Below are 21574 nucleotides of genomic sequence, written 5' to 3' on the forward strand. Positions count from 1 at the left end.
CGGCACGTGACCGGACACGGACCGGCACATGAAGGGCCGCCGTCCATCCGGTGAACCGCCCTCTCCGGCAGCGGATTTCACGATGTTCGATGACATATTCGACCCATCATGAGGACTCTGCCACTTACCCGGTCCCCCCGCGCCCGGGGCGCCGCTCTCGCCGCGTTGCTCGCCGTCGTCACGGTCTGTGCCGGGGACGCGGTGGCCCGCAGTTATCCGTTCGGGCCGCATACGCGGAGTGTGAACGATCTGGGGAACCAGTTCGTCCCGTTCCACGCGCGGCTGCTGGACCTGTTGCACGGGAACGCGGAAGTCGGGCTGCTGAACTGGCGGTCCGGGTTCGGGACGAGCTTTCTGCCGGACTTCGGGACGTATCTGGGCAGTCCGTTCGCGCTGCTGGTGGGGTTCTTCCCGAAGGACCGGATCGATCTGGCCGTGTACGTGGTGACGCTGGTGAAGACGGGCGTGGCGGGGGCGGCGATGGCGTGGCTGCTCACGTCGCTGCGGCGGGGGCGCGGGCGGGAGTGGGCGGCGGGCGTGCTGGGGGGCGCGTACGCGCTGTGCGGCTGGTCGGTGGTGGAGGCCGTGTACAACCCGATGTGGCTGGACGGGCTGATCGCGTTTCCGCTGCTGTGCCTGGCGGGCGAGTGGGCGCGGCGGGGGCGGCGGCCGGTGGTGGGGACGCTGCTGGTGACGCTGGCGTGGGTGTCGAACTTCTACACGGCGTACATGGCGACGCTGGGTGCGGCTCTGGTGCTGGCGGTGCGGCTGGGGCTGGAGGAGGGGACCGGGCGGGAGCGGGTCCGGGGGCTGGGGCGGGCGGTGCGGACGGCCGCGGTGGGGGTCGGGCTGGCCGGGCCGGTGCTGGTGCCGGTGTATCTGGGGACCAGGCACGCGTATCCGGGGTGGAACCGGGCGTTCGCCCCGGCGGACTGGTCCGATGTGGCGGCGCGGCTGCTGCCGGCCACGTACAGCTTCTTCAGTCCGGCGCTGTTCCTGGGGACCGGGGCGCTGCTGCTGGCCTGCGCGCTGGCCTTCCACCGGGGCGCGCCGCGCGCCGAGCGGTTCGTCTGGGCGGGGGCGGTGGCGGTCGTCGCGCTGTCGCTCCAGTGGGAGCCGACGCATCTGCTGTGGCACGCCTTCGCCACGCCGAACGGGAGCCCGTACCGGCAGACGTTCGTGCTGTCCGGGCTGGTGGTGATCGCCGCGTGGACGGCGGTGGCGTCCGGCTGGCCGGACCTGCGGGCGCTGCTGGGCGGTGCGGTGGTGCTGGGGGCGGTCGCGGCGGGCGGCGCCGGCAGCGCGCTGGTGACCGGGTGGACGTATCCGCTGTTCGCGGCGGGGCTGCTGGCCGCGCTGGGGGCGCTGGTGCTGGCCCGCCGGGGCGGGTTCGCGGTGCTGGCGGCGCTGCTGCTGATCGGTGCGCAGGCCGGGCAGGCCGCCGCGACGACCGCGTACGCCGACCGGCAGCGGCTGAACCGGCTGGACGACTACGCGCCCTGGGGCGTACGCCAGGACCGCCAGGCGGCGGCGGTGGCAGGGGCGGACGGCTGGCCGCGCTACCGGACCGATCCCGGTCTGGAGCAGTCCACGGCCAACGATCCGATGCTGGTGGGCGGTGAGGGCGGGGCGTACTACAGCAGCCACACCCCCGACGTGCTGACCCGCACCTTCCTCGCACTGGGCGGCGGCTGGACGTCCAACGGGCGCTCGCTCCAGAGCCTGGACAATCCGGTGACGGACGCGGTGTTCTCGGTCGGCGCCCGGGTCCGCATGCCCCGGGACCCGCACCAGGGCTGGAACCGGCCGGACGGCCGCCCGGTCACGGTGGTCCGGCAGGACGCGCCGCCGCTGGTGACCGTGCGGCCGTCCACCGGGGACGGGCGCCTGGGCCGCTCACCGTTCCGCAACCAGGAGCGGCTGCTCGGCACGGACGTGTACACCGTGCCCGCGACGGCACTGACCGCCGGGAACGGGGCGGGCGCGGAGGACTCCGGGGCGTACGACTACCGGGTGCGGCCCGGTACGTACACGCTGACGGCGCGCTGCCCCGCACAGAGCGGGGTGTATCTCTGGGCACCCGATCTCTTCGGCCGGGCCCGGCTCGGACCCGACGGCGAACTGAACGACTTCCGGGGGGAGTTGCCGGGCCGACGAGCCGGGATGCGGTGGATCGGGACCGGCGGCGGAGCCCTGTCCGTGGCGCTGCGGGTGGACCGGGACGGAACCGTGCCGCACGAGGCGGTCGGCTGTCTGGACCGGGACCGGCTGGCCGCGGCGGTCGCGGGGCTGAAGCGGACGGGGGCGCGGACGGTCTCCGTCTCCGGCAGCGGGGTCCGGGCCGAACTGCCCCCGGGCAGCACGGGCGTCGCGGTCCTGGCCGCTCCGCGCATCGCGGGCTGGAGCTGTGACGGGCGGCCGGCCGGTTCGTATCTGGGGCTGGTCGCCGCGCCGCTGGACGGCGGGCGGACGACGGTCGACTGCGCGTTCCGGCCGCCGGGGCTGCGGGCCGGACTGCTCGCCGGGGGCGCCGCGCTGCTGGCCCTGGTGGTGACGGCCGGTGTACCGGTGGTACGGAGGCGGCGGCGGGGGCGCGCCGCCGGTCTGCCCGCGCGGCCGGTGGCGCCCCTGACGGACGAGGGGCGGGAAAGGTTGCCCGTGTAGCCGTGCGGACACCGAGACTTCATCTGCGCGTGGTGGGACCGGTGCGCGGCCACGCGTACGTTCCCACCCATGCCCTCCCTTCTGCGCAACCGTCTGACGAAGCGCGCCCTGCGCCCCGCCCTCGATCTGCTCGACCGCCGCATCCGCCTGCGGGCGGAGCGGGCGGCCGAACCGCTCCGCTCCGAACTCGCCTCTTTGCGGGCGGACATGGAGGAGGCGCGGCGCGGCGACTACGCGCTGGGGCTGCTCCTCGACGGCACCGGCCGGGGCGCGCACCGGATTCCGCCGGCCCGGGAGATCGACACCCTGGTCGACCAGATCGCCGTGCTGTGCGGGGACAGCGCGAAGGCGCGGCGCAGTGTCGTCACGGCCTACCGCACGGTGGTGGCGCTGGAGGCGCTGGGCGTCGGCCGGCTGGCGGGGTCCACGTCCAATGTGTGCGGGAAGCTGGCCACGGTGCCGCTGCTGGCCCCGTCGAACGGGAGCATCCTGGAGATCGGCACGCTGTACGGGCTGTTCGCCTCGGCGCTGACCCGGATGGTGCACCGGGCGGGCATCGAGCCGGAGCTGACGATCGTCGACCCGCTGGCCGGGGCGCAGCTCCAGCCGGGCACCTCGCTGTCCACCGACCCGACGGGAACGCCGGTGCGCGAGGACGTGGTGCGGGCCAATCTGGCGCTGACCGGGGCCGGTGCCACCCACCATCCGCGGATCCGCCGGGGCTTCTCCTCCGATCCGGACGTCCGGGCCGAGGTCGGCGACCGGGCGTACGGGGTGATCGTCGTGGACGGCGACCACTCGATGGAGGGCGTGGCCGCGGATCTGGAGTGGGTCGAGGAGATCGTCGCGCCGGGCGGCATCGTCGTCCTCGACGACTACGGCGACGCGTCCTGGCCGGGCGTCCAGGAGGCCCTGGACAAGCATCTGGCGGACGGATCGTCCCGGCTGACGATGCTGGGCCGGGTCGCGACGTCGGCCTTCCTCCGGGCCGCGTGAACACCTCCGGGCCGTACGAGCACCACCCGCTTGCGTGAGCACTGCTCCGCTACGTGAGCGCTGCTCTCTCATGTGAGCACCGCCCTGAAACGTGAGCGCCACTCTGCAGCATGAGCAGCACTCCGGAATGTGAGCAGCGCCCCGCCGCGTAAGCACCGACCGCCCTCACCCCCGCTGCCCGTACCGGCTCTCGATGCCGGCGATGATCAGCCGCAGGCCGTCCTCGAAGCGCTCGTCGTAGTGGGCGAAGATCTCCTCGCCGGCCGCGGCGGCCAGCGGGTAGCGGGCCAGGCGTTCCGCGCGTTCGCCGATGTCGAAGCCGTCGCGCTGCTGCTCCGGCAGCGGGCGGACGCCCTGCTCCTCGCTGACGAAGCCCATGGTGTAGGAGTACGCGGTGGTGCCCGCGCGCACCGCCTGCCACAGCTCGAAACCGGCGTCGACCATGGTCCGCAGATGGTCTTCGAGCCCTTCGGCGTGTTCGGTGCCGGTGAACCGCGCGCCGCCGTAGACCTTGGCCCCGTCGCGGTAGCGCAGCAGTCCGCGGCGCAGTCCGCTGTTGTACGCGACGAGCTGGTCCTGCCAGCTCTCCGGTGTCGGGCCGGGCAGCCCCTCGTCGGCCATCCGCCGGTACATGACCGTGGCCATCTCGTCGAGCAGGGCCTGCTTGTCCTTGAAGTGCCAGTAGAGGGCGGGCGCCTTGACGTCCAGCTCCTTGGCGATGGCGCGCAGGGAGAGCCCGTCGAGGCCCACCTCGTTCAGCAGGCGCAGCGCGGTGTCGGCCACCCGTGCGCGGTCGATCTTCGTCGTACCCACCTCGCCAAGTTAACAGCCCCCGCACGGCCCCCGCCCTTGACAACTTAACAGCGTTAAGGACACACTCGCGAGCATGGAACTTAACAACGTTAAGGAAACCGTCGCGGACACCTCCGTCCTCATCGTGGGCGCGGGCCCCTGCGGTCTCGCCCTGGCCTGCGACCTGGCCCGTCGGGGCGTGCCCGCCCGCCTCGTCGAGCGGGGGCCGGCGCTCTTCCCCGGCTCACGCGGCAAGGGCGTCCAGCCGCGCACCCGCGAGGTGCTGGACGATCTCGGGGTGGGGGACGCGGTGCGGGCGCACGGCGGTCCGGCGCCGGTCGGGATGGCGTGGCAGGACGGCGCGCGGAGGGGCGAGCACCGGATGTTCCGGGTGGCGCCGCCGACGGAGGCGGAGCCGTACGGGGAGCCGTGGATGATGCCTCAGTGGCGCACCCAGGAGATCCTGCTGGCACGCCTGCGCGAGCTGGGCGGTGACGTGGAGTTCTCCACCGCGCTGACCGGACTCGGCCAGGACGCCGACGGGGTGACCGCGCGGCTGTCCACGGGGCCGGTCCGCGCCGCATACCTGGTGGCGGCGGACGGCGGGCGCTCCACCGTGCGCCGCGCGCTCGGCATCGCGATGACCGGCGAGACGGTGGACCCGGCCCCGATGCTGGTGGCGGACGTGCGGATCGCTGAGCACGCCCTGGACCGGCTCAACTGGCACATGATGAACACGGACGCCGGGTTCCTCACGCTCTGCCCGCTGCCCGGCACGGCCGACTTCCAGCTGGTCGCCCAGTTCAAGGAGGGCGCGCCGGACCTCTCCGCCGACGGGGTGCGGGCCCTGGTCGCCGCGCGCACCCATCTGCGCGCCGAGGACGTCACCGAGGTGCGCTGGGCCTCCGACTTCCGCCCGCGCGCCGCGCTCGCCGACCGCTTCCGCGCGGGGCGGGTGCTGCTGGCCGGGGACGCCGCGCACGTCCACTCCCCGGCCGGCGGGCAGGGTCTGAACACGAGCGTGCAGGACGCGTACAACCTGGGCTGGAAGCTCGGCCAGGTGCTGCTCCACGGGGCGTCCGCGTCCCTGGTCGACAGTTACGAGGAGGAGCGCCGTCCGGTCGCCGCCGGGGTGCTCGGCCTGTCCACCCGGATCCACCGGGGCGAACAGGAGCGGGGCGCGGCGACGCAGCAGCTGGGCCTCGGCTACCGGGGCGGCCCGCTGTCCACCGGCCGCGCGGGCGTGCTGGAGGCGGGCGACCGCGCGCCCGACGGCCCGTCCGGCGACGGCCGCAGGCTCTTCGACGTCTTCCGCGGTCCGCACTTCACCCTGCTCGCGGTGGGCACGGACGCGGAGCCGCCGACGGGCGGCGGACCGATGCTGCGGGTGCACCGCACCGGTGCCTACGAGGCGTACGGGAAGGGGCTGTTCCTGGTCCGTCCGGACGGGTACGTCGGCTGGGCGGGCGAGGACGCCACGGGGCTCGCGGAGTACCTGGCCCCGCTCGGCCTTGACCTCAAGCGCGGTTGAGTTCCTACCGTCCTCGGCATGGACTACTCACATGACGACGCCGGACTCGCCCGCCAGCCCATCGGTTACTGGAGCTGGGCCGCGCACAAGGCCACCGTGACCCGCATCCGTGCCGCGCTCGCCGACCACGGACTGACCCAGCCCCCGTGGTGGGTGCTCAACCAGCTCGTCGACTCCGACGAGGAAGGCAGGCCGCGCGCCGACGTGGTCACCCTGCTCAGCAACTACCTCGACACCGGGGACCGTCTGGAACCGGAGATCGACACCCTGGTCGAGCGCGGTCTGGTCACCCAGGACCCCGGCGCCCGGCTGCGGCTGACGCCGGAGGGCCACGCCCTGCGCACCCGTGCCATGGAGAGCGTCACGACCGCCCGCGCGGAGATCCACGACGGCATCCCCGACGAGGAGTTCGTCGCCGCCCTCAAGGTGCTCCAGCGCATGATCCACAACGTGAACGGCACGGCCTGGCACGAGTAGCGCGGCCCCGGGGGCCGCCCCGGTCAGACGCTGCTGAGCGAGAGCTTCGCCGCGAACCCGAGGAACAGCACGCCCGCCGCCGAAGTGGCTCCCGCCGAGAGCCGCTTGCGGCGGCGGAAGGCGGCGGAGAGCCGGGTGCCGCCGAAGATCAGCACCGACAGGTACAGGAAGCTGGCGATCTGGAGCAGGGTGCCCAGCACCAGGAAGGACAGCGCCGGGTAGGCGTACCCGGGATCGACGAACTGCACGAAGAAGGAGATCAGGAAGAGGATCGCCTTGGGGTTGAACAGGCTGACCACCAGGGCCCGCCGGTACGGCCGCTCCAGGGCCGCCGGGGCCTCGGCCCCCTCTGCCTCGCCGGTGATCTCGGCCACCCTGCGGTGCCGCTCGCGCCACATGCCGGCCGCCGCCCGCAGCATCCCGATCGCCATCCAGGTCAGATAGCCCGCGCCCGCGTACTTCACCACGGCGAAGAGCACCGGCGTGGTCTGCAGCAGCGACGAGGCCCCGAGCGCGGACAGGGTCATCAGCACGGTGTCCCCGGTCCACACCCCGGCCGCGGCGGCGTACCCGGTGCGCACCCCGCGCCGGGCGGCGACGGAGAGCACGTACAGGGAGTTCGGGCCCGGCAGCAGGACGATGAGCGCGAGGCCGGCGAGATAGGTCGGAAGGTCGGTGACACCCAGCATGGGACGGAGTGTCGCACGGGCGTGCGATCCTTCGGAAGCGGGGTTCGGCGGCTCGTCCGCGCTCCATGATCGACCACCGCTATCCCTTCGTTACGCGCGATCCGGCAACCGGAGGGAACGGGAATCCGTCCCAGGGGATACCGCAGAAGAAGGGGGCCGGGATGATAGCCAACGGAAGAACCGGGCGCGGTCACGCACACCTCGGCGGCCGGGGAGCGGGTGCGGCCGCGGCGGCCGTCCTGGCCCTGGTCGCCATGACCGCGGGATGCAGGGCGGAGCCGGCCGGCAGCGCGTCGGCGGCGCCCTCCGCGCCCGCGAGCAGCAGCCCGCCGGCAACGGACTCCGGCACCTCGCCCACCCCGTCGGCGAGCGCGGAGCCGGACACGCCGGCGAGCCCGTCGCCGAAGACCACGCCCACGAAGCCCCCGGCGTCCGCCCCCGCCGCCACTCCCGCGGCCAAGGTGCTGATGGCGAGCGGATCGCAGGGCAAGCAGGTGCGGGAACTCCAGGCCCGGCTGCGGCAGATCGGCCACTTCGACCGCACCCCCACGGGCTACTACGGCTCCGTCACGGTCACCGCCGTCCAGTCCTTCCAGGGCAAGCGCGGACTGCCGCGGACCGGGAAGACGGACACCGTCACCTGGCAGAAGCTGCTCGGTATGACGCGCACGCCGACGGCGGCGGAGCTGACCCCGCCGACGACGCGACCGGCCGCGAAGCCGGACAAGCGCTGCATGACCGGCCGGGTGATCTGCATCAGCAAGACCAGCAGGTCGCTGTCGTGGATGATCGACGGCAAGGTCGTCTCGACGATGGACGTGCGGTTCGGCTCGCAGTACACCCCGACCCGCGAGGGCACCTTCTCGGTGTACTGGAAATCCCGGCACCACGTGTCGTCGATCTACCACACGGCCATGCCGTACGCGATGTTCTTCAGCGGCGGCCAGGCGGTGCACTACTCGTCGGACTTCGCGGCCCGCGGCTACAACGGCGCCTCGCACGGCTGCGTCAACGTCCGGGACGAGGGGAAGATCGCCGCGCTCTTCGACCAGGTCCGCAACGGCGACAAGGTCGTCATCTACTGGTGAACCGCGCCGGTGCGCGCGGAGAGCGGTGCGGGAGAGAGGGGCGCGGGCGGGACCGGGGGAACGTGTCCCGCCCGCGCCATGTGCGCCGAGCCGCAGGTACGGGGGGAACCCCGGCTCCGGGCGCTGCCGATGACCAGTCGGCTCACTCAGTACTGCGCCCGGCGGCCGGAAAACGTCACACCCGGCCGTGCGGGCCGGTTCAGCGCGCGGCGAGGGACGGGGTCGGCTCCGGGGCGTCCGCGAGGCCGGGGTCCGGGGCGCCGGCCGTGGTGGGCCCCGGGGAGGCGGTGGAGAAACCGATCGACGGCAGGGTGCCCGAGCCGCCGTCGGAGTCGTCGTCGCCGGGATCGCCCTGGCTGTTCCCGTTGCCGTTGCCGCTCTGGTTGTCGCTGCCCTTGGCGCCCGGCTGGTCGAGCAGGCGGTCGCAGAAGCGGTCCAGGTTACGGACCCCGTTCGCCAGGGCCACCAGCCGCTTCCGGCGGGTCTCGTCGAGCGTGCCGTCGCGGTAGTCGCGGCAGGCCTTGAGGGTCTTGGCGTACCAGGCGGCGGTGTTGTCCTCGACGCTGTCGGAGGACGTGTCGTCGCCCTGGCCGCTCCGGCCGCCCTGACCGTCCTGTCCCTGGCCGGTGGTGCCGGGAGTGGTGTCGTCGGACGCGCCGCCGGCGTGGTCGTCGGTGCCGTCCGGGCCGGCGCCGGTGGTCCCGTCCCGCGAGGGGGTGCCGCCGGGGGTGGGTCCGGTTCCGGTCGCGTCCGGGGTCTTCGCGTCCCGGCCCGGGGACCGGGGCGGGGTGGCGGCGGTGCCGTCCTCGCCGGCGCTGGTGCCGGAGCCCAGCTCCTCGGGGGAGGCCGCGGCGGACACCGAGGTGGCCGGTGCGGGGTTGTGCCGGCCGAACGGGCCGGGCAGCACACCGGATCCGGCGGCCACGGCCACACCGCCTATCGCGCAGCACGCGAGGGAGGCGACCAGGCCGAAGCGGATCGGCCGGCTCCAGCGCATCGGGCGGGGGCCGCGGGAGGCCGCGGACCCGGCTGACGTGCCGGGGCCGGCCGCGCGTATGCGGACCGGCGCGAGCATGCCGGAATCCCCGGTTCCGCCCTGGGCCTGCTCCGCCCGTCCGGCACCACCGCTCCGCGCGGAGGCGCGGGGGACGGCGCGGAAGGCGGCCAGCGCGGCGGCTTCGCCGGGCAGTTCACCGGTGGCGGGGCGGACGGTGCGGGCCGCAGCGTCCAGGGCGGCCGCGAGGCGTTCGGCGTCCTGCCGGGCCGGGCCGTCGGAGGGGACGACCGGTTCGCGGCGGAACAGTCGCTCCGCCGCTTCCTTGTCGAGCCATCCGTACTGCTCGTCGGCCATCACATGTCCTTCTGCGTCCACAGACGCGAATGCGTCACACCCGCGGGGGCCACCAGCCCGGTGCGGGAGGGGCGTTGCGCGGGCACGGCGCCGAGTCCCAGGGTGCGGCCCACCGCGTTGTCCTGCGCGGACGGCGTCCGGGGCGTGCCGTCGCCGGGCCCGCCCCCGGGGCCGGCCGGCGTAACCGGACCATTGCCGGACGGACGGTCTTGTTCCGCTGCCGGACGGCTCGGCTCCGGGAGTGCGGGACCCGTGTCGGAACGGCTCCGGCCCGCTTCCGCCGAGGGCCGGCCGCCCCGGGAACGGGGCGCGGGGGGCGCCGCGGGCGCGGGCAGGGACACCCGGCCGTCGCCGGTCCCCGCGGCGCCCTCGTCACCGGCGGCACCGGCCCCTCCGGCGGCGGCGTCGGCGCGGAGCAGCTCGGCGAGGCGCTTGAGTCCGCGGTGCGCGGCGGTGCGGACGGCGCCGGGCCGCTTGCCGAGGGTCTGGGCCGCGCTCTTGGCGTCGAGCCCGACCACCACGCGCAGGACGACGGCCTCGGCCTGGTCCTGCGGCAGCTGGGCGATGAGCGACATGGTGCGTCCGGTGGCCAGGGCCTCGATGGCCTCGTCCGCCGTGTCGGAGCCGGCCGGCTTCTCGGACAGTTCGGTCTCGTCCCCGCCGATGGCGGGCCGCCTGCCGCGCATGCGCAGATGGTCCAGCGCGCGGTTGCGGGCTATCCGGGCCGCCCAGCCCCTGAACCGGTCCGCGTCCCCGCTGAACCGATCGAGGTCCCTGGCTATCTGCAGCCACGACTCGGACGCCACGTCCTCGGCGTCCGGCTCCCCCACCAGCGTCCTTATGTAGCCCAGCAGCCGCGGCTGCACAGCGCGGTACACAGTACGGAAGGCGTCCTCGTCCCCGTCCTGAGCCGCGAGCACCGCGGCGGTAAGCCCCGCGTCGTCCCCCAGCACTCCCTCAACCTGCCCTGCTGTCCCGAATCGCAGCTGGTCACCACTGCCGCGCCACCCTGCGCGACTCCGCACGCTACGTCCTGCGCGGGCGCCGCGTCCATGACTTGTACAACCTGCAACATCCGGTGGTCCGCGCGCGGTGTGACAGAAATCGCGGCCGTGGCGCAGAGATGAGTACGGGGTCGTCCTGCGGCCCCGCGGAAGACGACCGGGGCCTCTCCTGTGGGGGGTGGCGGCCCCGGTCGTCCTCCACTCCCCCCCAGGTCTCCCGGGCCGCGCGCCCGCTCCGGCCTCAGCCTCCCGGCGTCTCGTCGACCTTGAAGTCCATGTTGACCTTGCCGCCGTCGACGGAGGCCGCGGTGACCGTCACCCCGTACTGCTTGCCGTCGGCGGCGAGCTGGCAGCGGACCGTCGCGCCGACGCGGGCGGGAAGGTCCTCGGGGCAGGAGAAGGCGTCGGGCTGACGGCCCGCCTGGGCGGCGAGGGCGGCCTTGCCCTGGCGGGCGACCTCGGCCTTGGCGACGGCGCCGGAGGCGCCGGCGGAGGAGGCCGGGTCCGGACGTTCGGAGGACTGGCCGCCGGACGGGGCGTCGTCGACCTTGAAGGCCATCTGCACCTTGTCGTCGTCCACGGACTTCGCGGTGACCGTCATGCCGTACTTCGTGCCGCCGCTCGTCAGTTCGCAGCGGACGGTGGCGCCGACCTTCGCCTTGAGGTCGTCCTGGCAGCTGACGTCGTCGGGCTTCTTGCCGGTCTGCTTGGCGAGGGCGTCCGACGCCTGGGAGGCGACCTCGTCCTTCTTCACTTCCTTCGAGCCCACGCTCACGGAGCAGCCCGCGGCGAACAGCACCGTCAGCGTGCCCGCGACCACTCCCACGGCCGTCCTGCTCAACGTCGTCCGGCGCACCGGGTCCCCCTCAATCGAGTCCATGTCAAGGCTTCGCGGGCAAAGCTATCACCCGGGCCTCTTCCGGGAATTCGCCCTGGCTAATGGCGATGTGCCGGATTTCCCCTGACATCTGGGCACGATTCTTCGCAACCGCACACCTCAGCGAACGCGGGCTTTCCGGGCGGCGGCGGCGCGCAGCACCCGCTGGCCCTCGGTCGACACGTCCATGACCTGACGCAGTCCGGCGCCGACCGGCGCCCCCTCGCCGATCTCCGCGAGCATCTCCAGGATCCGGGTCTGCCGGGCGGCCTCACCGGCCAGCAGCGGGCCCGCCCCCTCGGTCGCACCGGTGCGGAGTCGCGCGACCGGGTCCTCCGCACGTCCGGCCCCGACCGCGTCGTAGCCGCGGTGGACGTCGAGCGCCAGCAGCGAGCAGGCGTCGGCCCAGGCGCGCAGTTCCTCGCCGGTCCGCTCCCCCGGGGCCCCGCCCAGGAGTTCACGGATCCGCGCGAGGGTGTCGTCGCCGTCCGCCTCCGCGAGGGCGTCCACCGCCGTACGCGCCTCAGCCAGCCGGTCCGGCCACACCCCCGGATCGGCGCAGCCGGACCAGAGCGGTCGGAGCGGATCGGCTCCGGACCCGCCCCCCGGGCGCGGCAGGCAGCGGTCGAGACAGCCCGCGGCACTCGCGGCGAGTCCCCGCGCGTCGGCGGCTGCGATCAGTTCGAGCAGGCTCATCGGCGTCTCCCGTCGGCCGTCCCCGTGCCCGGACACACAGGGACTCAGCGCGTCGTCCGGGACCGACGGCGCGTCGAGAGCGGTGCCGGTCCTCTCACCTTCAGCGCCGAATGGCTGAAAATCATCACTCTTGATGACTGAAATAGCGTTAGCGCCCTCCGCGCGTCAAGAGGTCGGCCGCGCGCTCCCTGTACTCCCTCAGCCCTTGTCGATCTCGGCCGCCAGCGCCTTGAACGCCTCCCAGCCCAGCGCGGGCTTCCCCGGGTCCCAGAGCTTCTGGGCCGTCGCGCGCAGCGGCATCCGGATGCCCGCCGCCACCTGCGCGGCGGTCTGGGCGTTCGGGAAGTCGCCCCAGACCGCGAAACGGCCGCCCAGGATCTGGTCGGAGTAGCGCGAGGGGACCGGGGCCGTGCCGCGCAGGACGAGTGGGGTCCACTGCTCGTAGATGCGCTTGCCGGTCGGATAGACGAACGCGTTGGGCTGGCCGAGCACGTAATAGAGGTACTCGTCGTTGAGGTTCACCACCTGGCGCCCCTCGGCCAGGTACTGCTCGGGCGGCCGGGCCCCGTACTCCTTGCCCGTCCAGTACTCGACCTCGATGTCCTTGGCCGCCCGGACCCTGCTGTCGCGGAACATGCCGTCGTTCCACGCCTTCGGTGTCATCCCGTGCGGCCGGACCACCGCGGCCCGGTCGTTCAGCCAGCCGGTGGCCAGATCGGAGATGCCCGCGCCCGCCCCGTACTTCGCCACGGCGGCGCGCTGGAGCTGGGGGTACGAGGCGGCCGGATCGCGGGCCATCAGCGCGCGGTACTCGTCGGCGCCCAGATGCCAGAAGGACCCGCCGAAGAGCTTGGTGTACTCGTTCAGCAGTTCGTCGATCAGCTTCGCCGCCCCCGGCTTGGAGATGTCCAGCGAGCCGGTCGAGGCGACGCCCGAGACATTGCGCAGCTGGAGGTCCGGATGCGCCCGGAGCACCGCCCCGAGGTGGCCCGGCGAGTCGATCTCCGGGACGACGTCGATGTGCAGCCGGCGGGCCAGCGCCACGATGTCCCGGACCTCGGCGGTGGTCAGGTGCTGCGGCGACACGATCTCCGGGTGGGTCGTGGACTGGATCCGGAAGGCCTGGTCGTCGGAGAAGTGCAGCCCGAGCTGGTTGAGCTTGAGGTCGGCCATCTCCCGCAGCCGGGTCTCGATCCAGGCCGCGCTGTAGTACTTGCGCGCGATGTCCAGGTTGAGCCCGCGCTGCGGCCGGTCGGGCCGGTCGCGCACCTCGCCCTCCGGCATCAGCCCGTCGGCGCGCACGGACTGCTTGAGCGTGCGGGTGCCGTAGAAGACGCCCGCCTCGCCCGGTCCGCTGATCGTGACCCGTCCGTCGCGGGTGCGCAGGGTGTACGACTCGGGCCCGCCGGAGTCCTTCGGGGCGAGGGCCAGCTCGACATCGCCCGCACGGGCCGCGGCCTCGCCCCGGTAGCTCAGCTTCAGCTCCCCGGCGAGCAGCTTCGCCTCGTCCGCGAGCGCCCCGTCCCCCCGGGCGATCACGACCCCGCCGCCGGGCTCCGGTCGCCAGCCCGGCCCCCGGGCGGCGGTGTGCTCGCGGACCGCGGGGATGGTCCGGGGCGCCTCGGAGAGCGGATAGCTCCGGGTCGGGGACGGCGAGGGGGCGGCGGACGACGGGCGCGGCGGCGAGGACGCGGCCCCGGCCGGGCCCCCGGTGCCGGAGCCCTCCGGCCAGAGGACGACGACGAGGGTCGCCGCGGCCGCCGCCGTGAGGGCGGCTCCGGCCACGAGCGGGCCGCGAGAGGGCGACATCGGTCAGAAACCTCCTGGTACGGAGAGAACAGAGGGGAGGGAGGGTGTCGAGGGTGCGGAGGGGACGGCGGAGAAAGGGAAGAACGGATGATAGGGATATGGTCCACCCGATCTCATGTTTTCTCTGGCAATAGCCGGGCATTCACCGCGTCGTATCGCCTCCCGGGGGGCGTGAAACTCTCCCGTCCGGGTGAAATTCGCGCATCCGTCGGACGGCCGTTGCACCGGGTCGTTAGCTTTGAGGCACATTCACCACTCCTTGTACTTCCCTCACCCTGCATCCGTCTGGTCCCTCCGGTCCCTCCCCACTCCAGGCGCACCGATGCGTTCATTCCAGGAGCTCACGCTGTCCAGGTCCAGCGAGTCCCACGCCGGCCTCCCCGCGCAGCCGCCCCCGCCCGCACCGCACACCGCCGTCCCCGTGCAGAACTGCGGGCCCGTGCCGGCCGCCGGGCTGCGGCGGTTCAACGCCGTGCCCGCCGCCGAGGCCGAGGCCGCGCTGCTGGACTGCTACGGCAGCCGCCGCTGGGCGCAGCGGCTGGCCGACCACCGCCCCTACCCCGACCTGGACGCGCTGCTCGCCGCCGCCGACGAGGCGGGGTACGACCTCTCCCCCGCGGACCGGGCCGAGGCGCTCGCGGCGGAGGAGTCGCCGGGGCTGCGCCCGGACGCGCCGCCCTCCGCCCATCTGGCGCTGGCCGCGGCGCACGCGGCGTACGAGAGCCGGTTCGGGCATGTCTTCGTGATCTGCCTGGACGCGTTCCTGCCCGCCGAGCACCCCGACCAGGTGCTGGCCGGCATCCGGGCGCGGCTGGCGCACGAGCCCGAGCACGAGCGGGTGGTGACGGCCGACGAGATGCGGCGGCTCGCCCGGGGCCGCATCATCGAGCTGGTATCGAGTCAGTAACGGACCGGTCGCGGTTCCGACCGCGGCGGCCCGCCCGTTCCCGAGGGGGCGGAAAGGGCTTTCGCGGCCTGTCCATAGCCCGTCCGTGCCTGTTTCGTTGCCACTTTGATCACACCAGAGGCCCCCGCGCGAGCGAACCGACAAACCGTCGCTACGATGGCCGGGGCCGGTGGACCGTACCCGGCCGGGTCAGACCGACAGTCAAGCCGGCCGACCCCAATCCCCGCTCCCGGAGGGTTCTTCCGTGCCGGCTGGAACGCTGTACCGCGGCCGGGAAGGCATGTGGTCCTGGGTGGCTCATCGAGTCACCGGTGTCCTCATTTTCTTCTTCCTGTTCGTTCATGTCCTGGACACCGCCCTTGTCCGCGTCTCCCCCGAGGCGTACGACGACGTCGTGTCCACGTACAAGACGCCGATCGTCGCGCTGCTGGAATACGGCCTGGTGGCCGCGATTCTCTTCCACGCGCTGAACGGTCTGCGCATCGTCGCCGTGGACTTCTGGGCCAAGGGCCCGCGCGTTCAGAAGCAGATGCTCTGGACCGTGCTGGGCATCTGGATCGTGCTGATGATCGGGGCGCTGTACCCGGTGCTCGGCCACGCCGTCCGCGAACTCTTCGGGAGCTGAGGCCCATGTCCACCGAGACTTCCGCGATCGGCGCCGTCGAAGGCGTTTCGCTGTACGACGTCGACAATCCCGCGCCCGTCATCGAGCCGCCGCGCAAGCGGACCGGCAAGACGCCCAAGGGCTCGCGCACCAACTTCGAGATGTACGCCTGGCTCTTCATGCGCCTGTCGGGCATCGTGCTGGTGGTCCTGGTCCTCGGCCACCTGCTGATCCAGCTGGTGCTGGACGGCGGTGTCTCCAAGATCGGCTTCGCCTTCGTCGCCGGCCGCTGGGCCTCGCCGTTCTGGCAGGTCTGGGACCTCGCCATGCTGTGGCTCGCCATGCTGCACGGCGCCAACGGTCTCCGTACGGTCATCAACGACTACGCCGAACGGGACAACACCCGCTTCTGGCTGAAGATGCTCCTGTACACCGCCACGGTGTTCACCGTCCTGCTGGGCACGCTGGTGATCTTCACCTTCGACCCGAACATCCGCTAGGCGCCGGGCCCGAAGACCAGAGGTAAACCATGCAGATCCACAAGTACGACACCGTCATCGTCGGCGCCGGCGGCGCCGGCATGCGCGCGGCCATCGAGTCGACCAAGCGCAGCCGCACCGCCGTGCTGACCAAGCTCTACCCCACCCGCTCCCACACGGGCGCCGCGCAGGGCGGCATGGCCGCCGCGCTGGCCAACGTGGAGGAGGACAACTGGGAGTGGCACACCTTCGACACGATCAAGGGCGGTGACTACCTGGTCGACCAGGACGCCGCCGAGATCCTGGCGAAGGAGGCCATCGACGCCGTTCTCGACCTGGAGAAGATGGGCCTGCCGTTCGGCCGTACGCCCCAGGGCAAGATCGACCAGCGCCGGTTCGGCGGTCACTCCCGCAACCACGGCGAGGCCCCGGTCCGCCGCGCCTGCTACTCGGGCGACCGCACCGGCCACATGATCCTCCAGACGCTCTACCAGAACTGCGTCAAGGAGGGCGTGGAGTTCTTCAACGAGTTCTACGTCCTGGACCAGCTGGTCGTCGAGGAGGACGGCGTCAAGAAGTCCGCCGGCGTCGTCGCCTACGAGCTGGCCACCGGCGAGATCCACGTCTTCCAGGCGAAGTCGGTCATCTACGCCTCGGGCGGCACCGGCAAGTTCTTCAAGGTGACGTCGAACGCGCACACCCTGACCGGTGACGGCCAGGCCGCCTGCTACCGCCGGGGTCTGCCGCTGGAGGACATGGAGTTCTTCCAGTTCCACCCGACGGGCATCTGGCGCATGGGCATCCTGCTGACGGAGGGCGCCCGCGGTGAGGGCGGCATCCTCCGCAACAAGGACGGCGAGCGCTTCATGGAGAAGTACGCGCCCGTCATGAAGGACCTCGCCTCCCGCGACGTCGTCTCGCGCTCCATCTACACGGAGATCCGCGAGGGCCGCGGCTGCGGTCCCGAGGGCGACCACGTCTACCTGGACCTGACGCACCTGCCGCCGGAGCAGCTGGACGCCAAGCTCCCGGACATCACCGAGTTCGCGCGTACGTACCTCGGCATCGAGCCCTACACGGACCCGATCCCGATCCAGCCGACCGCGCACTACGCCATGGGCGGCATCCCGACCAACGTCGAGGGCGAGGTGCTGGCCGACAACACCACCGTCGTCCCGGGCCTGTACGCCGCCGGCGAGGTCGCCTGCGTCTCCGTGCACGGTGCCAACCGCCTGGGGACGAACTCGCTGCTCGACATCAACGTCTTCGGACGCCGGTCGGGCATCGCCGCCGCCGAGTACGCCTCGACGCACGACTTCGTCGCGCTGCCCGAGGACCCGGCCCGGACGGTCGTCGACCAGGTCGAGCGGCTGCGCAACTCCACGGGCACCGAGCGGGTCGCGACGATCCGCCAGGAGCTCCAGGAGTGCATGGACGCCAACGTGATGGTGTTCCGCACCGAGCAGACGATCAAGACGGCGGTCGACACGATCGCGGAGCTGCGCAAGCGCTACCTCGACGTGTCGATCCAGGACAAGGGCAAGCGGTTCAACACGGACCTGCTGGAGGCCATCGAGCTGGGCAACCTGCTCGACCTGGCCGAGGTCATGGCGACGTCGGCGCTGGCCCGCAAGGAGTCGCGCGGCGGTCACTACCGCGAGGACTACCCCAACCGCGACGACGTCAACTTCATGCGCCACACCATGGCGTACCGCGAGGTCGCCGACGACGGCACCGAGTCGATCCGGCTGGACTACAAGCCGGTCGTCCAGACCCGCTACCAGCCGATGGAGCGTAAGTACTGATGGCTACACCCACCCTGGACAAGGCCGACAAGGCTCCCGAGCCCGAGGCCGGCTTCGCCGACTCGCCGTACATCACGGCGACGTTCCGCATCCGGCGGTTCAACCCGGAGGTCTCCGACGAGGCCCAGTGGCAGGACTTCCAGATCGAGATCGACCCGAAGGAGCGTGTCCTCGACGCCCTTCACAAGATCAAGTGGAACCAGGACGGGACGCTCACGTTCCGCCGCTCCTGCGCGCACGGCATCTGCGGTTCGGACGCCATGCGGATCAACGGCAAGAACAGGCTCGCCTGCAAGACGCTGATCAAGGACCTGAACCCGGAGAAGCCGATCACGATCGAGGCCATCAAGGGCCTCACGGTCCTCAAGGACCTCGTGGTCGACATGGACCCGTTCTTCCAGGCCTACCGCGACGTCATGCCCTTCCTCATCACCAAGGGGAACGAGCCGACCCGCGAGCGTCTGCAGTCCCCCGAGGACCGCGAGCGCTTCGACGACACCACCAAGTGCATCCTGTGCGCCGCGTGCACGTCCTCGTGCCCGGTGTTCTGGAACGACGGCCAGTACTTCGGCCCGGCGGCGATCGTCAACGCGCACCGCTTCATCTTCGACTCGCGCGACGAGGGCGGCGAGCAGCGCCTGGAGATCCTCAACGACCGTGACGGTGTGTGGCGCTGCCGCACCACCTTCAACTGCACGGACGCCTGCCCGCGCGGCATCGAGGTCACCAAGGCGATCCAAGAGGTCAAGCGCGCGCTGATCACGCGTCGCTTCTGATCCCCCGCTTCCGCACGGCCCCGCCCTCCGCAGCACGTCCGCGGAGGGCGGGGCCGTTTGGCGTACGGTCGGACGCGGCTCCCCGGCGCGGCGGGTGCCGGGGGCCGGTTCCTCGGGAGGGGCGGGGCGCATGGCCGTACTCAGGCATTCCGTCGAGGTCGTGGCGGTGGAGCGGGACCGGCTGCGGGAGCTGACCTCGCTGCTGCTGGAGATCGCCGAGTCCACCCGGGCGCGCGGCGGCACGGTGCTGATGCCCGACGGCCGGCCGGTGCCGGACCTGCGGCTGACCGGCGGCCGTCATCTGCGTCCCGGGGCCCGTTACGAGGTGGTGGAGCCGGACGTCCGGGAACGGATCGTGCTGCGGATACGGGAGTGGCGGCGGGGCGGCCCGGTCGCGGTGGAGCAGCTGATGAGCGCGCCGGACCTCTCCGCGCGGCTGACGGTGCGGCTGACGACACCGGAGCGGCCCCGGCTGCTGGAGGCCGAGGGCCGGATGCGGGGCGCGGAGGGCTCCGGGGCGCTGCAACGCGGGACGGGGCGGGCGCGGGTCGATCTGGCGGCCTGGTGGGCGGCGGCGGAACTGCCAGCGGGGGCTCCGGCGGGGGCGAGGGTCTTCCGTTCGGATCAGGCTGGATCAGGGAGCGGGGTGTGGCGCGTGCGGCTGCAAGGCGGAGGAGGGCGTCAACGCGGAGCGTCGGCAACCGACGACAACGCCGGAGGGGGTCCCCCCGTGGTCGAGCGCAGCCGAGACCGTGGGGGAGTGCGTGCCACACCCCGCGAGCCCAGCCTGATCCGAACGGAAGACCCTAGGGCTCCGGCCACGGGGCGGGTGCGGCATCGGCTGGGGGAGGTGCGGTTGTCGCTGCGGCCGCGGCGGTCGGGGGACGGCTGCTGGCGGGTGGAGGTCGCGGCGAGCGTGCGGGGGCGGTGGCTGCTGCGGCCGGTGGCGGCGGTGGCGCTGCTGCTGGCGGGGCGGGCGCTGCGGCGCGGTTTCCGGGACGGGGTGGAGCGGGCGGCCGAGGAGTGGAACAGGGCGGCCGGCGCGCTCCTGGCGCTCTCCCCGGACGAACTGCGCGCCGAACTGACGTCGGGCGGCGGTCTTCTGGGGCCCGACCGCCGCGCGGACTGACCGCCGCGGGCGGTCACCAGTCGGCTTCGCCCCGGGCCTCGGCGAGGACCATGACGCGCCGCAGCATCGCGTTGAGCAGGGTGCGCTCCTGGGCGGACAGGACGCCCAGCAGGCGCTCCTCCTCGTTGCCGAGGACCTCCATCGCGCCGACCCAGGTGGCGCGGCCCTCGTCGGTCAGCTCCACGTCGACGCGGCGCCGGTCGGTGGTGGAGGGGGTGCGGCGGACGAAGCCGCGGCGCTCCAGGGCGTCCAGCCGGCCGGTGACGGAGGCGGGGGCGAGATCGAGGTCGGCGGCCAGTTCGGAGGGAGCGGCCGTGCCGCCGCGTCCGGCGAGCTTGTGGAGGGTGTCGAACTCCTGGCGGTCCAGGTCGAAGTCGACCAGCGACTGCTCGCGCACCCGGCGCAGATGGACGGAGAGCTTCTTCATCCGGGTGACGGCGCCCTCGACGTCCGGGTCGAGTTCGGGGAGGACCGGCTTCCACCGCTCGACGTGGCCGTCGGTCCAGTCGCGTTGCTCCATGCCCCCACCCTACGCCGGACCGTCAACATCCCTTCGGTATCTAATATTTCGTTGACGAACAGTTTGCTCGCGAAATAGATTGCCCCGCATGTCTCAGCCCGCCGCTCCGAAGTCCGCCGCCCCGCCCCATCCCTTACGGATCCGCTCCTTCCGGTTGCTCTTCATCGGCCGGAGCCTCTCGCTGCTCGGCGACGCGGCCATCCCCGCCGCGCTCACCCTCGCCGTCTACCTGGCCACCGGCTCGACCGGCGCCCTCGCCCTGGTGCTCGCCTGCGCCATGGTCCCCAAACTGCTCCTGCTGCCGCTGGGCGGTGTGGTGGGCGACCGCTTCAACGCCCGTACGGTCGCGCTGACCACCGACGCCGTGCGGTGCGTCAGCCAGCTCTTCGTCGGCGCCGAACTGCTCTCGGGCACCCCGGCCCTCTGGCAGATCGCGGTGGCCGAGGCGATCGGCGGCGCCGCCGGGGCCTTCGCCATGCCGACCGTCTCCCCGCTGGTCCGGGGCACCGTCGCCGGGTCCGGACTGCTGCGCGCCAACGCCCTGATGGCGGTGGCCGCGAGCACCACCCGGATCGGCGGGCCGGCCGTCGCCGGGGCGCTGGTCCTCACCGCCGGTCCCGGCTGGGCCTTCGTGCTGGACGGGGTGAGCTTCGCGGTGAGCGCGGCGCTGCTGGCCGCGATCGAGGTCCGGCACGTGCCGATCGCGCGCCGCTCGCTGGCCGCCGATCTGAAGGAGGGCTGGGACGAGGTCCGGGGCCGCGACTGGTACTGGACGAGCCTGATCGCCCACGCCCTCTGGAACGGCGGGGCGGCCGTCCTGATGACGGTCGGTCCGGCCCTCTTCCTCGCGGACCTGGGCGGCAAGGGCGTCTGGGTGGTCTTCCTCCAGGCCGGGGCCGTCGGGCTGCTGCTGGGCTCGCTGGCGGCCGGCCGCGTACGGCCCCGCCGTCCGGTGCTCTGCGCCAATCTCTGCGGCGCGCTCTACGTCCTGCCGCTCTGCCTGCTGGCCGCGCACGCGCCCGTCGCCCTGAGCATCACCGCCTACGGGGTGGCCATGGCCGGCCTCGGCTTCCTCAACCCGGTCTGGGAGACCGCGGTCCAGTCGGCCGTCCCCGCCCACGCGCTGGCCCGCGTCACCTCGTACGACTGGCTGCTCTCGCTGGGCGCGACCCCGCTCGGCTACGCCCTGGCCCCGCTCGCCGCCTCCCGGTGGGGCGTGGAGACCCCGCTGCTGGTGGCCGGTCTGACGGTCGGCGCGGCCTGTGCGGCCACCGCGGCGGTGCCGGGGGTGCGGCGCTTCACGGACCCGGCGCGGACGGCCCCGGAACCGGGTCCCGGGGTGCGGGAGCCGGTCGCGGAGTCGTAGGGACGGCGGACGGG

The 21574-nt window shown here is 73.0% G+C and carries 20 protein-coding genes; 12 read left to right on the forward strand and 8 right to left on the reverse strand.

The features are described from left to right. Positions 1 to 108 precede the first annotated feature (108 nt). Together ACZ4FH_RS17715 and ACZ4FH_RS17720 are read left to right on the forward strand one after the other, a co-directional pair. A complete protein-coding gene (locus ACZ4FH_RS17715) occupies positions 109 to 2664 on the forward strand; it encodes a YfhO family protein (RefSeq protein WP_467305621.1) in 2556 nt (851 codons plus the stop codon). A gap of 69 nt (positions 2665 to 2733) precedes the next feature. Further along, positions 2734 to 3660, forward strand: a complete 927-nt coding sequence (locus ACZ4FH_RS17720) for a class I SAM-dependent methyltransferase (protein ID WP_467305622.1) — start codon at positions 2734 to 2736, stop codon at positions 3658 to 3660. Positions 3661 to 3825: 165 nt separating this feature from the next. Here the strand turns inward: ACZ4FH_RS17720 and ACZ4FH_RS17725 are convergent, their stop codons facing one another. Next, a complete protein-coding gene (locus tag ACZ4FH_RS17725; protein ID WP_467305624.1) occupies positions 3826 to 4473 on the reverse strand; it encodes a TetR/AcrR family transcriptional regulator C-terminal domain-containing protein in 648 nt (215 codons plus the stop codon). 73 nt (positions 4474 to 4546) lie between these two features. Here ACZ4FH_RS17725 and ACZ4FH_RS17730 point away from each other — a divergent pair, with 73 nt between their 5' ends. Both ACZ4FH_RS17730 and ACZ4FH_RS17735 read left to right on the forward strand, forming a co-directional pair. Beyond that, entirely contained in the window at positions 4547 to 5983 is a 1437-nt protein-coding gene (locus ACZ4FH_RS17730) for an FAD-dependent monooxygenase (RefSeq protein WP_467305626.1), read from the forward strand. An 18-nt stretch (positions 5984 to 6001) separates the two neighbouring features. Then, positions 6002 to 6460, forward strand: coding sequence for a MarR family winged helix-turn-helix transcriptional regulator (locus tag ACZ4FH_RS17735; RefSeq protein ID WP_467305628.1), 459 nt, complete (start codon positions 6002 to 6004; stop codon positions 6458 to 6460). A 23-nt stretch (positions 6461 to 6483) separates the two neighbouring features. On the opposite strand, the gene leuE is transcribed toward ACZ4FH_RS17735, so the two are convergent. Beyond that, positions 6484 to 7149: a leucine efflux protein LeuE gene (gene leuE / locus ACZ4FH_RS17740; protein WP_385106658.1), complete on the reverse strand. Its 666-nt coding sequence runs from the start codon at positions 7147 to 7149 to the stop codon at positions 6484 to 6486. Between the two features lie 161 nt (positions 7150 to 7310). Between leuE and ACZ4FH_RS17745 the strand changes: the two genes are divergently transcribed. Further along, entirely contained in the window at positions 7311 to 8237 is a 927-nt protein-coding gene (locus ACZ4FH_RS17745; RefSeq protein WP_467305630.1) for a L,D-transpeptidase family protein, read from the forward strand. Between the two features lie 199 nt (positions 8238 to 8436). Here the strand turns inward: ACZ4FH_RS17745 and ACZ4FH_RS17750 are convergent, their stop codons facing one another. From ACZ4FH_RS17750 to ACZ4FH_RS17770, 5 genes are all read right to left on the reverse strand, one after another. After that, positions 8437 to 9588 (reverse strand): hypothetical protein, encoded by a 1152-nt coding sequence (locus ACZ4FH_RS17750; RefSeq protein WP_467305632.1) that lies wholly within the window; start codon positions 9586 to 9588, stop codon positions 8437 to 8439. After that, positions 9588 to 10541, reverse strand: coding sequence for an RNA polymerase sigma factor (locus tag ACZ4FH_RS17755; protein ID WP_467305634.1), 954 nt, complete (start codon positions 10539 to 10541; stop codon positions 9588 to 9590). The genes ACZ4FH_RS17750 and ACZ4FH_RS17755 overlap by 1 nt, the downstream gene beginning before the upstream one ends. Positions 10542 to 10833: 292 nt before the next feature. Continuing rightward, a complete protein-coding gene (locus tag ACZ4FH_RS17760; protein ID WP_467305636.1) occupies positions 10834 to 11472 on the reverse strand; it encodes a DUF4333 domain-containing protein in 639 nt (212 codons plus the stop codon). A 117-nt stretch (positions 11473 to 11589) separates the two neighbouring features. Continuing rightward, positions 11590 to 12165, reverse strand: a complete 576-nt coding sequence (locus ACZ4FH_RS17765; protein ID WP_467305638.1) for a hypothetical protein — start codon at positions 12163 to 12165, stop codon at positions 11590 to 11592. A gap of 198 nt (positions 12166 to 12363) precedes the next feature. Further along, positions 12364 to 13974, reverse strand: coding sequence for a beta-N-acetylhexosaminidase (locus ACZ4FH_RS17770; protein WP_467305639.1), 1611 nt, complete (start codon positions 13972 to 13974; stop codon positions 12364 to 12366). 322 nt (positions 13975 to 14296) lie between these two features. Between ACZ4FH_RS17770 and ACZ4FH_RS17775 the strand changes: the two genes are divergently transcribed. The 6 genes from ACZ4FH_RS17775 to ACZ4FH_RS17800 all read left to right on the forward strand — a co-directional run bounded on the left by ACZ4FH_RS17775 (position 14297) and on the right by ACZ4FH_RS17800 (position 19674). Further along, positions 14297 to 14881 (forward strand): 2-oxo-4-hydroxy-4-carboxy-5-ureidoimidazoline decarboxylase, encoded by a 585-nt coding sequence (locus ACZ4FH_RS17775; protein WP_467305640.1) that lies wholly within the window; start codon positions 14297 to 14299, stop codon positions 14879 to 14881. A gap of 244 nt (positions 14882 to 15125) precedes the next feature. Continuing rightward, entirely contained in the window at positions 15126 to 15506 is a 381-nt protein-coding gene (sdhC, locus tag ACZ4FH_RS17780) for a succinate dehydrogenase, cytochrome b556 subunit (protein ID WP_467305642.1), read from the forward strand. 5 nt (positions 15507 to 15511) lie between these two features. Continuing rightward, positions 15512 to 15985 carry a succinate dehydrogenase hydrophobic membrane anchor subunit gene (locus tag ACZ4FH_RS17785; RefSeq protein WP_018101094.1) on the forward strand — a complete coding sequence of 158 codons (474 nt, stop codon included), beginning with the start codon at positions 15512 to 15514 and terminating at the stop codon, positions 15983 to 15985. Between the two features lie 29 nt (positions 15986 to 16014). Beyond that, a complete protein-coding gene (gene sdhA / locus ACZ4FH_RS17790; RefSeq protein ID WP_467305645.1) occupies positions 16015 to 17769 on the forward strand; it encodes a succinate dehydrogenase flavoprotein subunit in 1755 nt (584 codons plus the stop codon). Continuing rightward, positions 17769 to 18545, forward strand: a complete 777-nt coding sequence (locus tag ACZ4FH_RS17795; RefSeq protein WP_383639688.1) for a succinate dehydrogenase iron-sulfur subunit — start codon at positions 17769 to 17771, stop codon at positions 18543 to 18545. The genes sdhA and ACZ4FH_RS17795 overlap by 1 nt, the downstream gene beginning before the upstream one ends. 130 nt (positions 18546 to 18675) lie before the next feature. After that, the gene (locus ACZ4FH_RS17800) at positions 18676 to 19674 is read left to right on the forward strand and encodes a hypothetical protein (RefSeq protein ID WP_467305648.1); all 999 of its coding nucleotides are present in this window, start codon (positions 18676 to 18678) and stop codon (positions 19672 to 19674) included. Between the two features lie 13 nt (positions 19675 to 19687). On the opposite strand, the gene ACZ4FH_RS17805 is transcribed toward ACZ4FH_RS17800, so the two are convergent. After that, on the reverse strand, positions 19688 to 20194 hold the full coding sequence (locus tag ACZ4FH_RS17805; RefSeq protein ID WP_467305649.1) for a MarR family winged helix-turn-helix transcriptional regulator: 507 nt from the start codon (positions 20192 to 20194) through the stop codon (positions 19688 to 19690). Between the two features lie 88 nt (positions 20195 to 20282). On the opposite strand from ACZ4FH_RS17805, the gene ACZ4FH_RS17810 reads away from it, so the two are divergent. Then, positions 20283 to 21560: an MFS transporter gene (locus ACZ4FH_RS17810; RefSeq protein WP_467305651.1), complete on the forward strand. Its 1278-nt coding sequence runs from the start codon at positions 20283 to 20285 to the stop codon at positions 21558 to 21560. Positions 21561 to 21574 lie beyond the last annotated feature (14 nt).

It is taken from the genome of Streptomyces sp. NPDC024555 (assembly GCF_055559335.1).

Bases quoted from the DNA above. Each gene is read 5' to 3' on its own strand.
- ACZ4FH_RS17745 (WP_467305630.1), top strand. From the start codon at position 7,311: ATGATAGCCAACGGAAGAACCGGGCGCGGTCACGCACACCTCGGCGGC.
- leuE (WP_385106658.1), bottom strand. From the start codon at position 7,149: ATGCTGGGTGTCACCGACCTTCCGACCTATCTCGCCGGCCTCGCGCTC.
- ACZ4FH_RS17765 (WP_467305638.1), bottom strand. From the start codon at position 12,165: ATGAGCCTGCTCGAACTGATCGCAGCCGCCGACGCGCGGGGACTCGCC.
- ACZ4FH_RS17770 (WP_467305639.1), bottom strand. From the start codon at position 13,974: ATGTCGCCCTCTCGCGGCCCGCTCGTGGCCGGAGCCGCCCTCACGGCG.
- ACZ4FH_RS17720 (WP_467305622.1), top strand. From the start codon at position 2,734: ATGCCCTCCCTTCTGCGCAACCGTCTGACGAAGCGCGCCCTGCGCCCC.
- ACZ4FH_RS17810 (WP_467305651.1), top strand. From the start codon at position 20,283: ATGTCTCAGCCCGCCGCTCCGAAGTCCGCCGCCCCGCCCCATCCCTTA.
- ACZ4FH_RS17785 (WP_018101094.1), top strand. From the start codon at position 15,512: ATGTCCACCGAGACTTCCGCGATCGGCGCCGTCGAAGGCGTTTCGCTG.
- ACZ4FH_RS17795 (WP_383639688.1), top strand. From the start codon at position 17,769: ATGGCTACACCCACCCTGGACAAGGCCGACAAGGCTCCCGAGCCCGAG.
- ACZ4FH_RS17750 (WP_467305632.1), bottom strand. From the start codon at position 9,588: ATGGCCGACGAGCAGTACGGATGGCTCGACAAGGAAGCGGCGGAGCGA.
- ACZ4FH_RS17730 (WP_467305626.1), top strand. From the start codon at position 4,547: ATGGAACTTAACAACGTTAAGGAAACCGTCGCGGACACCTCCGTCCTC.
- ACZ4FH_RS17735 (WP_467305628.1), top strand. From the start codon at position 6,002: ATGGACTACTCACATGACGACGCCGGACTCGCCCGCCAGCCCATCGGT.
- sdhA (WP_467305645.1), top strand. From the start codon at position 16,015: ATGCAGATCCACAAGTACGACACCGTCATCGTCGGCGCCGGCGGCGCC.
- ACZ4FH_RS17760 (WP_467305636.1), bottom strand. From the start codon at position 11,472: ATGGACTCGATTGAGGGGGACCCGGTGCGCCGGACGACGTTGAGCAGG.
- ACZ4FH_RS17715 (WP_467305621.1), top strand. From the start codon at position 109: ATGAGGACTCTGCCACTTACCCGGTCCCCCCGCGCCCGGGGCGCCGCT.
- ACZ4FH_RS17775 (WP_467305640.1), top strand. From the start codon at position 14,297: ATGCGTTCATTCCAGGAGCTCACGCTGTCCAGGTCCAGCGAGTCCCAC.
- ACZ4FH_RS17805 (WP_467305649.1), bottom strand. From the start codon at position 20,194: ATGGAGCAACGCGACTGGACCGACGGCCACGTCGAGCGGTGGAAGCCG.
- ACZ4FH_RS17800 (WP_467305648.1), top strand. From the start codon at position 18,676: ATGGCCGTACTCAGGCATTCCGTCGAGGTCGTGGCGGTGGAGCGGGAC.